Genomic DNA, 14,139 nt, shown 5'->3' on the forward strand with positions numbered 1-14,139 from the left:
CTCCAGCCGCCCCGGCATTGCAATGCTGGCAAGACCGGTCAGTCACAGGCTGTGCCAAAAGCGGTACAAACTGTCACCCCCTCTGTACCGAAACCATCACAGGCGCTGCCCGCCCGTCCGACAGAAAATACGCAACACCTTGATTTACCTGACCTGCACGGCACTGGCCCGGCCTTTGCTCTACGCTTATAGCAAGCGCACTTGCGCGTTTCTCTAATAAGTACAAAGCCAAGGAGAACATCATGCGTTACGCCCACCCCGGTACTGAAGGTGCCAAAGTTTCGTTCAAGAGCAAATACGGTAACTACATCGGTGGCGAGTTCGTCGCGCCGGTCAAAGGTCAGTACTTCACCAACACCTCGCCAGTGAATGGCCAGCCAATTGCCGAATTCCCGCGCTCCACTGCCGAAGACATCGACAAGGCACTGGACGCCGCCCACGCCGCCGCTGACGCCTGGGGTGCGACCTCGGTGCAGGCGCGCTCGCTGATCCTGCTGAAAATCGCCGATCGCATCGAAGCCAACCTCGAACTGCTGGCGATCACCGAAACCTGGGACAACGGCAAAGCCATCCGCGAAACCCTCAATGCCGACATCCCGCTCGCCGCCGACCACTTCCGCTACTACGCCGGCTGCATCCGCGCCCAGGAAGGCAGCGCTGCCGAAATCGACGGCAACACCGTGGCTTATCACATTCACGAACCACTGGGCGTGGTCGGTCAGATCATCCCGTGGAACTTCCCCATCCTGATGGCCGCGTGGAAACTGGCGCCAGCCCTGGCTGCCGGTAACTGCGTGGTGCTCAAGCCTGCCGAGCAGACTCCGCTAGGTATTTCCGTGCTGGTCGAACTGATCGGCGACCTGCTGCCGCCGGGCGTGCTGAACGTTGTTCAGGGCTTCGGCAAAGAGGCCGGCGAAGCGCTGGCGACCAGCAAACGCATCGCCAAGATTGCCTTTACCGGCTCGACCCCGGTTGGCTCGCACATCATGAAATGCGCTGCTGAAAACATCATTCCGTCCACCGTGGAACTGGGCGGCAAATCGCCGAACATCTTCTTCGAAGACATCATGCAGGCCGAGCCAACCTTCATTGAGAAAGCCGCCGAAGGGCTGGTGCTGGCGTTCTTCAACCAAGGCGAAGTCTGCACCTGCCCTTCTCGCGCACTGGTTCAGGAATCGATCTACGACGAATTCATGGCCGTCGTGATGAAGAAAGTCCTGCAAATCAAACGGGGCGACCCGCTGGACACCGACACCATGGTTGGCGCGCAGGCATCCGAGCAGCAATTCGACAAGATTCTTTCGTACCTGGAAATCGCCAAGGGCGAAGGCGCCGAACTGCTGACTGGCGGCAAGGTGGAAAAACTCGAGGGCAATCTGTCGACTGGCTATTACATCCAGCCGACCCTGCTCAAGGGCACCAACAAGATGCGCGTGTTCCAGGAAGAAATCTTTGGCCCGGTGGTGAGCATCACTACCTTCAAGGACGAAGCCGAAGCCCTCGCCATCGCCAACGACACCGAGTTCGGCCTCGGCGCCGGCCTGTGGACCCGCGACATCAACCGCGCCTACCGTATGGGCCGGGCAATCAAGGCCGGTCGCGTGTGGACCAACTGCTACCACCTGTACCCGGCCCACGCCGCGTTCGGCGGGTACAAGAAGTCCGGCGTCGGCCGTGAAACCCACAAGATGATGCTCGACCACTATCAGCAGACCAAAAACCTGCTGGTGAGCTACGACATCAATCCGTTGGGCTTCTTCTAAGCGGATGGGGGGCGAGGCAGTCATTTCTGCATCGCCCCTCAGATAGCTTTCGCGAGCAGGCTCGCTCCCACAGGGAATTGCGTGCACCTGCAATGTTCGACTCGACACAACTCCAATGTGGGAGCGAGCCTGCTCGCGAAAGCGGTGTGCCTTTCAACCCCATGGTTCCTGACGGAACAATCGGGCCAATAAAACAATAAGAATGGTGAACCCTATGCCTAGCGAATCTCCTGCTGGCGCTCCGGCGACCGGCTCTTCCGTCGACTTCGAAAAAGTCGGCTCGGACTACTTCCAACAACGCGAATTGAAAAAAGGTGCCGCCGGCTGGGTTCTGCTGGTCGGGCTCGGTGTCGCGTATGTGATCTCAGGCGATTATGCCGGCTGGAACTTCGGCCTGGCGCAAGGCGGTTGGGGCGGCATGTTCCTCGCGACACTGCTGATGGCCACCATGTACTTGTGCATGTGCTTTTCCCTGGCTGAACTGTCCTCGATGATCCCCACCGCCGGTGGCGGCTACGGTTTTGCCCGCAGCGCCTTCGGCCCCTGGGGCGGCTTCCTGACGGGTACTGCGATCCTCATCGAATACGCCATCGCCCCGGCCGCGATTGCCGTGTTCATCGGCGCTTATTGCGAATCGTTGTTTGGCATTGGCGGCTGGATGATTTATCTGGCGTTCTACATCATTTTTATCGCCATCCACATCTTCGGGGTTGGCGAAGCGTTGAAGCTGATGTTCGTGATCACGGCCATCGCCGCTCTGGCGCTCGGTGTATTTCTGGTGGCCATGGTGCCGCACTTTGACGTCGCCAATTTGCTCGACATTCCTGTGACCAGCGCTACCGGCGCCAGCAGCTTCCTGCCGTTCGGCTACGTCGGCGTATGGGCGGCTATTCCTTACGCGATCTGGTTCTTCCTCGCTGTGGAAGGTGTGCCGCTGGCCGCCGAAGAAACCAAAAATCCGAAACGCGACCTGCCACGCGGGCTCATCGGCGCCATGCTGGTGCTGCTGGCGTTTGCCCTGCTGATTTTGATCGTCGGGCCCGGCGGCGCCGGTGCCAACTCGCTGCTGACGTCGGGCAACCCGCTGGTTGAAGCCTTGAGCAAAGCCTACGGCGGCTCGACCTGGATGGGCGGTTTCGTCAATCTCGTGGGCCTGGCCGGGCTGATCGCCAGTTTCTTCTCGATCATCTACGCCTATTCGCGGCAGATTTTCGCCTTGTCCCGGGCAGGCTACCTGCCGCGCAAATTGTCCGAGACCAACAAAAGCAAGGCACCGGTGCTCGCGCTGGTGATTCCGGGGATCATCGGTTTCGGGCTGTCACTGACTGGCCAGGGCGACTTGCTGATTCTGGTGGCGGTGTTCGGCGCGACCATTTCCTACGTGCTGATGATGGCCGCGCACATCACGCTGCGCATCCGCCGCCCCAAAATGGATCGTCCGTACCGTACGCCCGGCGGCATCTTCACCTCAGGTGTTGCGCTGGTATTGGCCTGCATCGCCGTGATTGCGGGTTTCCTGGTCGATCCGCGGGTCGTGATCGGCGCCGCTATCATCTATGGAGTGTTAATTGCTTACTTTGCTTTCTACAGTCGACATCACTTGGTAGCAGGCACGCCGGAAGAAGAATTTGCGGCGATTCAGAAAGCCGAAGAAGCCCTGCACTGATTGTCGAAAACCACGGCGCAGGCCTGGCCTGCGCCGTCACGGAGAATTCTGTATGGCGAGTTTCGCTCACACGGTCGGCGCCCAGACCTATCGCTTCGAAAGCCTCAAGGACGTCATGGCCAAGGCCAGCCCGGCACGTTCGGGGGATTTTCTGGCCGGCGTCGCCGCGCTTAACGACGGCGAGCGGGTGGCCGCGCAAATGGCGCTGGCCGACATTCCGCTCACGCATTTCCTGCAAGAAGCGCTGATTCCTTATGAGTCCGATGAAGTCACCCGCCTGATCATCGACACCCACGACAAACAAGCCTTCGCCGTGATCAGCCACCTCACCGTCGGCGGTTTCCGCGACTGGCTGCTCAGTGACGCCGCCGATGAAACCAGTCTGCGCGCTCTCGCCCCCGGCCTGACGCCGGAAATGGTCGCTGCCGTGTCGAAGATCATGCGCGTCCAGGACTTGGTGCTGGTGGCGCAGAAAATCCGCGTCGTCACAAAATTTCGCGGCACCCTTGGCCTGCCTGGGCGTCTGTCGACCCGGTTGCAACCGAACCACCCGACCGACGAGCCGTCCGGCATCGCCGCAAGCATTCTCGACGGCCTGCTGTACGGTAACGGCGACGCGATGATAGGCATCAACCCGGCCACCGACAGCATCGCCTCGATCTGCGCCATGCTGGAAATGCTCGACGCGATCATCCAGCGCTACGACATCCCGACCCAGGCCTGCGTGCTGACCCACGTCACCACCTCCATCGAAGCGATCAACCGAGGGGTGCCGCTGGATCTGGTGTTCCAGTCGATTGCCGGCACTGAAGCGGCAAACGCCAGTTTCGGCATCAATCTGAATGTCTTGCAGGAAGGCTATGACGCCGGGTTGAGCCTGAATCGCGGCACCCTCGGGCAGAACCTGATGTATTTCGAAACCGGCCAGGGCAGTGCCCTGTCGGCCAACGCCCACCACGGCGTCGATCAGCAGACCTGCGAGACACGGGCCTACGCCGTGGCGCGTCATTTCAAGCCGTTTCTGGTGAACACCGTCGTAGGATTTATCGGCCCGGAATACCTCTACAACGGCAAACAGATCATTCGCGCCGGCCTCGAAGACCACTTCTGTGGCAAGTTGCTCGGCGTGCCGATGGGCTGCGACATCTGCTACACCAACCACGCCGAAGCCGATCAGGACGACATGGACACCCTGCTGACCCTCTTGGGCGTGGCCGGGATCAATTTCATCATGGGCATCCCCGGCTCCGACGACATCATGCTCAATTACCAGACCACTTCGTTCCACGACGCGCTTTACGCACGCCAGACGCTGGGCTTGAAACCGGCACCTGAGTTCGAACAGTGGCTGGCCAACATGGGCATCTTCACTCAGGCTGACGGCAGGGTCCGCTTCGGCAACAACCTGCCGCCGGCCTTCCGCCAAGCCCTGGCGCAACTGGGATGAGCCTTATGGAAAAACCGCCCGTCGACCCGCAAAACCCATGGCTGGAACTGCGCCGCCTGACCCCGGCACGGATCGCTCTTGGCCGCACCGGCACCAGTTTGCCGACCAGTGCCCAGCTTGATTTTCAATTTGCCCACGCGCAGGCGCGGGATGCAGTGCATCTGCCGTTCGATCATGCAGAACTCAGCGCGCAACTCAGTGAGCGCGGGCGCGAAAGCCTGCTTTTGCACAGCGCAGCAGTGGATCGCAACAGTTACCTGCAACGTCCGGATCTGGGGCGCAAGCTCAGTGACGAGTCAGCGCAGACCTTGCACGATTACGCAGCCGCGCATCCGGGCGGCGTCGATCTGGCGATTGTCGTGGCCGACGGTTTGTCAGCACTGGCGGTGCATCGGCATACGTTGCCGTTTCTCGCTCGCATGGAAGATCAGATGAGTGCTGACGGATGGTCCATTGCGCCCATCGTTCTGGTGGAACAGGGACGGGTCGCCGTCGGTGATGAAATCGGTCAACTGCTCGGCGCAAAAATGGTCGTGATGCTGATTGGTGAGCGCCCGGGCCTGAGTTCGCCAGACAGCCTCGGTTTATATTTCACCTACAATCCAAAAATCGGACTGACCGATGCCTACCGAAATTGCATTTCCAACGTACGGCTTGAGGGATTGAGCTACGGCATGGCCGCGCATCGCTTGCTGTATCTGATGCGCGAAGCCTGTCGGCGGCAGTTGTCGGGGGTCAATCTGAAGGACGAAGCACAGGTTCAGACGCTGGAGTCGGACGCAGGGGCGGATATGAAAGGAAACTTCCTACTCGGCCCGCCCCCAACCTGAACCGTTTCCGCATTGCGTTTCTGCGCCGGTTTCAGGCAGGATCGATGCACGGCCGCCAGGGTTTCCCATCGCCGTCAGAGCAGTTGAAGACAGCCACTTGAAGACGAGACCTATCATGCGGATTATTCAAGCGACCCTCGAACATCTGGATTTGTTGACCCCGTTGTTCGTCAAATATCGCGAGTTCTACGGCTCCCTGCCTTACCCGGATTCCTCCCGCGCGTTCCTCGAAAAACGCCTGCGCCGCAAAGAATCGGTGATCTATCTGGCCCTGGCCGATGATGACGACAAGAAGCTCATGGGTTTCTGCCAGCTGTATCCAAGCTTCTCCTCGCTATCACTCAAACGCGTGTGGATCCTCAACGACATCTATGTCGCCGAAGATGCCCGACGCCAATTGGTCGCCGACAACCTGATCCGCACCGCGAAGAAAATGGCCAAGGAAACCCAAGCCGTGCGCATGCGCGTTTCCACCAGCAGCAACAACGAAGTCGCGCAGAAAACCTATGAGTCCATCGGATTCAAGGAAGACACCGAGTTCAAGAACTATGTGCTGCCGATCAGCGAAGAGCTCTGACGGCGCTGGCAGTCTGTGATGAGGGAGCAAGCGCCCTCATCACAGACTGCCTACCTGACAATTGTTCACACCCCGACATTCCCCGCTACAAAACCAACGCGCGTTTCATCCTTCAGACCGTATAATCCCGAGCTTTCCGGCTTGTAAGAAAAACTACACCTGCTTGTAGGCTTACACGAAGTCATCCGCACGGGCCTGCAGAGTTGGGCCATCACCACAGGTGCCTCCATGGATTTCAACCCGCTCGACCTTATCCTGCATCTCGACGTTTACCTCGATTTGCTGGTGAACAACTATGGGCCATGGATCTACGCCATCCTGTTTCTGGTGATTTTCTGTGAAACCGGTCTGGTGGTGATGCCGTTCCTGCCGGGCGACTCGCTACTGTTCATTGCTGGCGCTGTTGCGGCTGGCGGTGGCATGGATCCGGTGCTGCTGGCCGGTCTGCTGATGCTCGCGGCCATCCTCGGCGACAGCACCAACTACGTGATCGGACGAACGGCCGGGGAAAAATTGTTCAGCAACCCGAACTCGAAAATCTTCCGCCGCGACTATCTGCAGAAAACTCACGATTTCTATGACAAGCACGGCGGTAAAACCGTAACCCTCGCGCGCTTCCTGCCGATCATCCGCACCTTCGCCCCATTCGTCGCGGGCGTTGCGAGGATGCCCTACCCGCGCTTTTTCGGTTTCAGCGTCCTGGGCACGATTCTTTGGGTTGGTGGCCTGGTAACGCTGGGGTATTTCTTCGGCAATGTACCGTTCATCAAGAAGAACCTGTCGTTGCTGGTGGTCGCGATCATTCTGCTGTCGCTGGTGCCGATGATCATCGGCGTGGTTCGCAGCCGTTTCGGCGGCGCCAAAGCCCAATCGCACTAAGCCTGTGTGGTCGCTCAGCGCCTGGCGACGCCGGCGCATTCTGGCGAAGCACCCGATTGCCGACGACCTGTGGCAACGGGTGCGTCATCACCTGAGTTTTCTTGACGGCATCACGGCCGCCGAAGACCAGTGGCTGCGCGAGGCCTGCGTCTTGTTCCTCGAAGACAAACACCTGAGCGCCCTGCCCGGCGTCGAGCTGCATCAGGAGCAACGCCTGCTGCTCGCCGCTCAGGCGCAATTGCCGCTTCTGCACTTGGGCGACTTGAACTGGTATCAGGGCTTTCACGAGATAGTCCTCTATCCCGACGACTTCCTCAGCCCGCAGCGCCATCGCGACGCCAGCGGCGTCGAGCATGAATGGGATGGCGAACACAGCGGCGAAGCCTGGCAGCAGGGGCCGATCATTCTGGCCTGGCCTGGCGTGATGGCCAGTGGTGGCTGGGAAGGCTACAACCTGGTGATTCACGAACTGGCGCACAAACTCGACATGCTCAACGGTGATGCCAACGGCCTGCCGCCGCTGCACGCCGACATGCGCGTCAGCGACTGGGCCGAGGTGATGCAAAAAGCCTACGACCACCTCACTCTGCAACTCGATGACAACCCTGACGCCGAAACCGCCATCGATCCCTACGCCGCCGAGAGCCCGGCCGAGTTCTTTGCCGTCACCAGCGAGTATTTCTTCAGCGCACCGGATCTGCTGTACGAGGCTTATCCACAGGTCTACTTGCAACTGAAGCTTTTCTACCGGCAGGATCCGTTGGGCAGGTTGCAGCAACTTCAGGCCAGCGACCCGGTCTATCAGGCTCACGACTAAGCGCTGCACGACGCTCAGTACATGGCGTAGGCTGCAGAATATGCCTATAATCGCCGCCACTTTTTGGTCAATCCGGCCAAGTGTTTTTGGTCAACTACGGGGGCAACGCCCAATGAGCTACAGCAAGATTCCGGCTGGCAAAGACCTGCCGAACGACATCTACGTCGCGATCGAGATCCCGGCCAACCACGCGCCGATCAAATACGAAATCGACAAAGACAGCGATTGCCTGTTCGTTGACCGTTTCATGGCCACCCCAATGTTCTACCCGGCCAACTACGGTTACATCCCGAACACCCTGGCTGACGACGGTGATCCCCTCGACGTGCTGGTTGTGACCCCTTACCCGGTTGCTCCAGGCTCGGTGATCCGCGCGCGTCCAGTCGGCATCCTGAACATGACCGACGACGGCGGCGGCGATGCCAAAGTCATCGCAGTGCCACACGACAAGCTGTCCCAGCTGTACGTCGACGTGAAGGAATACACTGACCTGCCTCCTCTGCTGATCCAGCAGATCGAGCACTTCTTCGCGAACTACAAAGATCTCGAAAAAGGCAAATGGGTCAAGATCGAAGGCTGGGCCGGTGCAGACGCCGCCCGCGAAGCGATCACCAAGTCGGTTGCTGCCTACAAAGGCTAAGCGCTTGCGACCTGCGTGATGCTTGCAGAAAACCCCGGTTGACCCGGGGTTTTTTATGCGCGAGATCAGCCTCCTTAAACAGGACGTTTAAATTCCGCGCGACGCGGTTTTAACTTGTTTAATTTCCCACAAGAACGTCTTACATCCCGTCGCAAAATTCAGCCCGTTTTTGAACGCCCGGTTTATTCAAACCGCTCTGGCACGGCCGTAGACTCCGTGTTTATGAGAAAGAACACTAGCGGTCCAAGATTCAAGGCACTCCTGGAAAAAGCGAACATCTCTACCACGGGTTTCGCAAAGTTCTGGGGCACGGAAGCCCAAAATGTCCACAACTGGTACACCCGGGGCGTCCCGGCGTATCGCATGGAAGAAGTCTCACGCCTGCTGTCCGTCAACAGCGAATGGCTGAAAACCGGCGAAGGCACCAAAGAGGCGCCGAGCCTGACGCCGCCTGCCAGCAATGGCGACACCTTTGACGCCCACGCCATCCGCGGCGCGTACACCATCATCGACCCCAACGACATCGACCTGGCGTTCTTCAAGGAAACGCCGCTCACCAAAGACTCCGGCAAAACCCACGTCATCCTCGATCCGGATCAAACCATCCGCCTGCCCCGCGCCCACCTGGACCAACTGGAAGTGCGCCACAGCGATGCCATCTGCGCCCACATGATCGGCAACAGCATGGCCGAGCGCATCGAAGACGGCTCGATACTCGCCATCGACCGCGGCCTGACCCAAGTCGTCGACGGTGAAATCTACGCCATCGAACACGACGGCATGCTGCGCATCAAATACCTGCACCGCATGCCCGGCAACGGCCTGCGCCTGCGCAGCCACAACAGCGCCGAATACCCGGACGAAGTCTTCCGACCCGCGCAGATCGAGGAGCAGCGGATTCATATATTGGGCTGGGTGTTCTGGTGGTCGACGTTGAGCAAGAGACGGCCGGTGGTGCCGTTTCTCTAACCTGAAGGCTTGCTCCCCCCCTGTAGGAGTGAGCCTGCTCGCGATGAGGCCCGGATAGACAGTACAAATCCCGGATTTTGGCCACTGAGATCGCTCTAACCCGCACTTCCCACTGGGAATTCAGGACAAAACTCAGTATCCTGCGCCCCACATTCGCGCATCGCCCCGCTCCCGCGGCTCAGATGACGCCCGACGCGGCAGACCAACGTCTACCAAGTCCCACAGCCGGACGCAGATCCGGGTGTACATTTTGAAGGCTGGCAAGGCTTACCAAAAATAGGCCAAGCCAGTCCCCGAGAAGCCGGCCACAAGCCGGCTTTTTAATTGTCCGAAATAATCCTATCCAATCTGAGAAATCAACTGATAGCCTCTCTATTCCGGGGCCATAAGGCATTTCTCTGTCCAATGGTGTTCAACGCCACCTAACCTCATCCGACGATGTGATGGGGGGACAAATGGGGGGACAAGGGGACGAAAAGGGAAATCTGATGGGTAAGCTGAATCCGAAACAAGTCGAAAACCTGACCGAACCTGGCACCTACGAAGATGGGGACGGACTTCGGTTGGTCGTTAAGCCTACCGGGCGAAAATCTTGGATACTTCGCTTCCAACTGGCCGGTCGTCGCAGAGAGATGGGCTTGGGTTCTTTTCCTGAGATCACTCTCAAGAAAGCCAGACAAGAGGCTAGCAATAAACGAAGCCAGCTGAGCGATGGCGTAGATCCTCTAGCCACTCGAGACAATGAGCGTGCCGCTCAACGCGAAGCACAGCGAGCAAGCGAGGCAAAACAGCTGAGGTTCGAAACACTTGCGAAAGAGTACTGCGAGGCACATGGAGCAACTTGGTCAGACAAGTGGCGCAAAGGATGGCTGAGGAAGCTGGAACTGTACGCATTTGACCACATTGGTAAGCTGTCAGCCGAAGAGATCGGTACTCCTGAGGTGCTCAAGGTATTGCAACCAATCTGGGCCACCAAAACCAGAACCGCCGACGAGCTACGTGGGCAAATTGAGCAGGTTCTGGACGCTGCTAAGGCGCGCAACCTTCGAGAGGGAGAAAACCCTGCTCGATGGCGTGGGCATTTAGACAATTTGCTAAGTCGCGCAGAAAAGAAAAAGGCTCGAAAGCGCGAGCACTTTGACGCCCTACGATGGCAGGACGTGCCTGTCTTGATGACAAGCCTGAGCGCAAACAGCACTCCGGCGTCGTTGGCAGCTCAGTTGCTTATCATGACCAGCGCACGCGCCCACATGGTGCAGTTCGCTCGTTGGGATGAGTTTGATTTGGAAGCAAACACTTGGTCACTGCCGGCTGAACGCATGAAAATGCGGGTACCTTTCGTAATCCCGCTTGCCGACGAGGTCGTGAAGTTGGTGAAGCGCATTCCGAGAGATGAAAGAAGCGCCTTTCTCTTTCCAGGACAGGGCAAGTCGGGAGCGATGCACGCCAATGCGATTCGCACGCTCCTCCACGCTATGGACTACAAACACATCACTCGACACGGCTTTCGCTCCTCCTTTCGAGACTGGGCCGGGGAATGCACCCATTACCCACGCGAGGTATGCGAGATGGCACTGGCGCATGATGAACGTGACCAAACTGAAGGGGCATACTCTCGCTCGGACTTTCTCGACAAGCGGCGGCTCCTAATGAACGACTGGAGCACATTTATTACCACTCCCACGATCGTCCCCAAATCCCGAGTTTGAGCAATCGTCTGAACGTTACCAGTCGACCACAAAGAGGGGGGAGCCTCGGCAATCCTGACAAACTGACGAATCACGCGACACACAACCCCAACAACTACGATAAAGAACGACACAATGAAAGATGCGACTTCCCCGCCGTTCTCACCGATCCAAATCACAGTGAGCACTAATGAAATGATCGGCAACACCAGCGTTGTCGCAGCTATTGATAGAAACTATGGAATACTCGATGACCATTTCTTTAAGCCGATACTGGGTGATGAAGAACAAATTAAACTGCTGAAGGACATTCGCGCAGTAACAAACGACCCGGCACTACAAGCCGATCTTGAAACTCGCTGGAGACTCGAAGACAGTCAGAAGGGTAAAAAAATCAACACACCGCTGCGAGACGCAAGATATGCCTGCCTATACCTCGAACTGGCAAAAGCCGCTGAAACGCATAATGACCGCGACCGGGCCTGGGCCTTTATCTGTTATGCAAGTGTAATGATTGGTGAGATTTCAGAAAAATCAGCGGCGGTTATCAACAAGATGAACAAAGATGCTCGTTCAATCCAAAACAGTAAAAACGCAAAAGCACGAGAAAAAAACTATCTACCTGCCAAAGGGGAAGTAGTAAGGTTGCTTGAGCAATTGAAACCGGTGGGGGGCTGGACTAGCTTCAGGGGAGCAGCAATCGCGCTAGAGGAAGATATGATGGAATTCATTCTCAAAACCCGACCATCTAATTTGACTGCATCGAATATTCGAAATCTTTTAGAGACGAAATGGCTCCCAAGAGATGAACTGGTTAATAGCGCTTGGACAAAAACAGCGGCGGTAAAAAACCGCGAATAACAGATTGGACCTGACAGATAGTCCAGAGTCCTGGGTATCTGCCGGATCAAATCTGAGTCTTGTGCATGCCACTCTCAGGCAGCAATTGGCGTCCTGGGTCGCCCGCGAGGATCTTTCTGACGCGGTCGTTCCATCTTCCCCATACCCCTCCCAGTAGTTTGAAGCTTCATGTAGAGATCGGTCTTGGTCAGATAGGGCACCGCCAAGCTGGTCAGCGAATCCCGCATCAAGCTATCCGCGTTGTGGACCATGCCGATCCCACAGCTCTTGTAGCGCGATTTATCCGCGTTGCAGTTGTAGTACAGCCCACGACCTTTCGTGACAACATTCGTCCAATACTGGCCTATCAGGAGCGCTTTGGTAATGTCCTGTCGAACCTTGGAACCATCGAAAAAAAATATCATGTGGTAATGGAAACCTTTCTCCGCCCCATGCTCCAGCTTCCAGATGTAGCCCACCATGTCATCGAACAATTTGTTCGACCTCGTGTTCTGTAACAGGTGTTCGCGATCTCCCTTGGCTTCCGCCTGCGTAGTTTGGGCGTGCTGCTTTTGGTAGCTCAAGTCGACTCTCACCACCAGCAGCCTGGAATAGCGCTCAAACAGCGCATCAACGTACGATGTCAGTTCCTTGTAGTTTTTATTGCTTGATCGCTGATAGTTTTTTAGCTTGCCCAGAAAGGATTTTGACCTGGCCTCCTGGCGGATGCTGTCAACACACGAGTTCAGTTTCTGAACAAGTCCGTCGATGTCCTCGCTATCCCTGTGTACGGCACGCAACAGGCTGTAAGTTAAGCCAAACGCCTCAACCTGCTTGACCATCAATGCGATATACGGCTCGAACGTGTAAAGGCTGCGCAACCGCTTATCTTGAGAAACATTCATTTTTAAAAGCTTGTAAAGGATAGCTCCCGGAATATTACTTCGTAGACCAGCACAACCGTTTCCCTTCGAATCATTCAGGCTATAAGCTTCTCCCTCAGTATTGATAAGCTTTTGAACCCATACCGATGCTTGCTTCAGTTCACTGACCAACCCAACATCCAGCTCACCTTGTACGTCGCCATCGCCTAGTACGATGCGACACTTACTCAGGAGCGCAATCTCGCGCTCATCCCGTAATACGTTCACATATCCCTTCATACCTTCAAGCACTCAACAAATTTGATAATAATCACTGATTGACTTGCTGTGGATCAAGTCAATCTTTTCCACTTCGATATCTACTAGACACACCTCACTTTACTAATGGATGAGTATTGGGAATACTCATCAAATGGGTATTGGTATTATTAATAACATATAAGCCAGAAATATTAGGGCAAGCCGATCCCGATCAAAGCACTGCCAGTAGCACACCTCGCTGTAAAACTACGGATTAAAACGCTATACGGAGTTGGTGTTCGAATTCAGTTCCAAAACAGTAAGGGAATTTCAGCCTCTCCACCGGTGGAAAGGCAGCTCTATGATTAGCACGTCTTCTTGGTAGACATGCGCTGTTCGATCCAGGTGGTGATTTCGGAGTCGATCCAGCCAATGGCCGCAGCCCCCAGCTTGATCGGTTTGGGGAACGTAGCGTCGTACCTCGGCGACTGGACGTCCATGCGGTCATAGATCGTTGACCGCCCGAGGCCGATACGTTCGGTCAATTGCTTGAGACGTACAATCCTCGGGTAGAAAACAGTTTGGGTATTAGTCACTTTCCTGCTCGTTATGTGTTTGGGAGTGATACGACTTTAGGCCGTGTTCGCTCCCACAAGAATACCGGCAGCGACAAGTATTTTTTTCCTGAGCATGGGCAACGCGCCTCGAACGTAGGAGCTCACTGCCCGCCTGACGTTTGCGGGAGCGGCCCCAGCCGCTTTCTAACATCAACGTTGCCTGATGCAACGACACCGTATCGCGTCTGGCTTGCGGAAAGATTCGGTCGCAATGATCGGGCTAAGCTCCGCCACTTCGTTCCCTTTTTTTGTCGGGGTCGATCCGACAGGGGGGCAAGTTGA

At 56.8% G+C, this 14,139-nt stretch carries 13 protein-coding genes; 11 read left to right on the plus strand and 2 right to left on the minus strand.

Annotated features, from left to right (window positions below; genetic code table 11):
- Window positions 1–242: 242 nt before the first annotated feature.
- The 11 genes from PSH79_RS24240 (at window position 243) to PSH79_RS24290 (ending at window position 12,137) form a co-directional block, all read left to right on the plus strand.
- Window positions 243–1,763 carry an aldehyde dehydrogenase family protein gene (locus tag PSH79_RS24240; RefSeq protein WP_100847107.1) on the plus strand — a complete coding sequence of 507 codons (1,521 nt, stop codon included), beginning with the start codon at window positions 243–245 and terminating at the stop codon, window positions 1,761–1,763.
- 214 nt (window positions 1,764–1,977) lie between these two features.
- A complete protein-coding gene (gene eat / locus PSH79_RS24245; RefSeq protein WP_305439993.1) occupies window positions 1,978–3,429 on the plus strand; it encodes an ethanolamine permease in 1,452 nt (483 codons plus the stop codon).
- Between the two features lie 52 nt (window positions 3,430–3,481).
- Complete coding sequence (locus tag PSH79_RS24250; RefSeq protein ID WP_305439994.1) at window positions 3,482–4,876, plus strand: ethanolamine ammonia-lyase subunit EutB; 1,395 nt, start codon at window positions 3,482–3,484, stop codon at window positions 4,874–4,876.
- Entirely contained in the window at window positions 4,873–5,706 is an 834-nt protein-coding gene (eutC, locus tag PSH79_RS24255; protein WP_370872581.1) for an ethanolamine ammonia-lyase subunit EutC, read from the plus strand. Before PSH79_RS24250 ends, eutC begins: the two co-directional genes overlap by 4 nt.
- 115 nt (window positions 5,707–5,821) lie before the next feature.
- Window positions 5,822–6,283, plus strand: a complete 462-nt coding sequence (locus PSH79_RS24260; protein WP_007910890.1) for an N-acetyltransferase — start codon at window positions 5,822–5,824, stop codon at window positions 6,281–6,283.
- Window positions 6,284–6,511: 228 nt separating this feature from the next.
- Window positions 6,512–7,162, plus strand: coding sequence for a DedA family protein (locus PSH79_RS24265; RefSeq protein WP_305439996.1), 651 nt, complete (start codon window positions 6,512–6,514; stop codon window positions 7,160–7,162).
- A gap of 4 nt (window positions 7,163–7,166) precedes the next feature.
- Complete coding sequence (locus tag PSH79_RS24270) at window positions 7,167–7,979, plus strand: zinc-dependent peptidase (protein WP_305439998.1); 813 nt, start codon at window positions 7,167–7,169, stop codon at window positions 7,977–7,979.
- 112 nt (window positions 7,980–8,091) lie between these two features.
- Window positions 8,092–8,619, plus strand: a complete 528-nt coding sequence (gene ppa, locus PSH79_RS24275) for an inorganic diphosphatase (protein WP_003205933.1) — start codon at window positions 8,092–8,094, stop codon at window positions 8,617–8,619.
- Between the two features lie 222 nt (window positions 8,620–8,841).
- Window positions 8,842–9,588 (plus strand): helix-turn-helix transcriptional regulator, encoded by a 747-nt coding sequence (locus PSH79_RS24280; RefSeq protein ID WP_305440000.1) that lies wholly within the window; start codon window positions 8,842–8,844, stop codon window positions 9,586–9,588.
- A gap of 488 nt (window positions 9,589–10,076) precedes the next feature.
- Window positions 10,077–11,297, plus strand: coding sequence for an integrase arm-type DNA-binding domain-containing protein (locus PSH79_RS24285; protein WP_305440001.1), 1,221 nt, complete (start codon window positions 10,077–10,079; stop codon window positions 11,295–11,297).
- Window positions 11,298–11,411: 114 nt separating this feature from the next.
- The gene (locus tag PSH79_RS24290; protein ID WP_305440002.1) at window positions 11,412–12,137 is read left to right on the plus strand and encodes a hypothetical protein; all 726 of its coding nucleotides are present in this window, start codon (window positions 11,412–11,414) and stop codon (window positions 12,135–12,137) included.
- Window positions 12,138–12,211: 74 nt separating this feature from the next.
- Here the strand turns inward: PSH79_RS24290 and PSH79_RS24295 are convergent, their stop codons facing one another.
- Both PSH79_RS24295 and PSH79_RS24300 read right to left on the minus strand, forming a co-directional pair.
- The gene (locus PSH79_RS24295) at window positions 12,212–13,267 is read right to left on the minus strand and encodes an inovirus-type Gp2 protein (RefSeq protein WP_305440003.1); all 1,056 of its coding nucleotides are present in this window, start codon (window positions 13,265–13,267) and stop codon (window positions 12,212–12,214) included.
- A 338-nt stretch (window positions 13,268–13,605) separates the two neighbouring features.
- Window positions 13,606–13,836 carry an AlpA family transcriptional regulator gene (locus PSH79_RS24300; RefSeq protein ID WP_305440004.1) on the minus strand — a complete coding sequence of 77 codons (231 nt, stop codon included), beginning with the start codon at window positions 13,834–13,836 and terminating at the stop codon, window positions 13,606–13,608.
- Window positions 13,837–14,139: the final 303 nt, after the last annotated feature.

The organism is Pseudomonas sp. FP2196, from assembly GCF_030687715.1.
In the GTDB taxonomy this organism is placed as follows: domain Bacteria; phylum Pseudomonadota; class Gammaproteobacteria; order Pseudomonadales; family Pseudomonadaceae; genus Aquipseudomonas.

What these genes read in the sequence shown, in the direction of transcription:
- PSH79_RS24240 (WP_100847107.1), top strand. Translation starts at nt 243, where the DNA reads ATGCGTTACGCCCACCCCGGTACTGAAGGTGCCAAAGTTTCGTTCAAG.
- eat (WP_305439993.1), top strand. Translation starts at nt 1,978, where the DNA reads ATGCCTAGCGAATCTCCTGCTGGCGCTCCGGCGACCGGCTCTTCCGTC.
- PSH79_RS24250 (WP_305439994.1), top strand. Translation starts at nt 3,482, where the DNA reads ATGGCGAGTTTCGCTCACACGGTCGGCGCCCAGACCTATCGCTTCGAA.
- eutC (WP_370872581.1), top strand. Translation starts at nt 4,873, where the DNA reads ATGAGCCTTATGGAAAAACCGCCCGTCGACCCGCAAAACCCATGGCTG.
- PSH79_RS24260 (WP_007910890.1), top strand. Translation starts at nt 5,822, where the DNA reads ATGCGGATTATTCAAGCGACCCTCGAACATCTGGATTTGTTGACCCCG.
- PSH79_RS24265 (WP_305439996.1), top strand. Translation starts at nt 6,512, where the DNA reads ATGGATTTCAACCCGCTCGACCTTATCCTGCATCTCGACGTTTACCTC.
- ppa (WP_003205933.1), top strand. Translation starts at nt 8,092, where the DNA reads ATGAGCTACAGCAAGATTCCGGCTGGCAAAGACCTGCCGAACGACATC.
- PSH79_RS24280 (WP_305440000.1), top strand. Translation starts at nt 8,842, where the DNA reads ATGAGAAAGAACACTAGCGGTCCAAGATTCAAGGCACTCCTGGAAAAA.
- PSH79_RS24285 (WP_305440001.1), top strand. Translation starts at nt 10,077, where the DNA reads ATGGGTAAGCTGAATCCGAAACAAGTCGAAAACCTGACCGAACCTGGC.
- PSH79_RS24290 (WP_305440002.1), top strand. Translation starts at nt 11,412, where the DNA reads ATGAAAGATGCGACTTCCCCGCCGTTCTCACCGATCCAAATCACAGTG.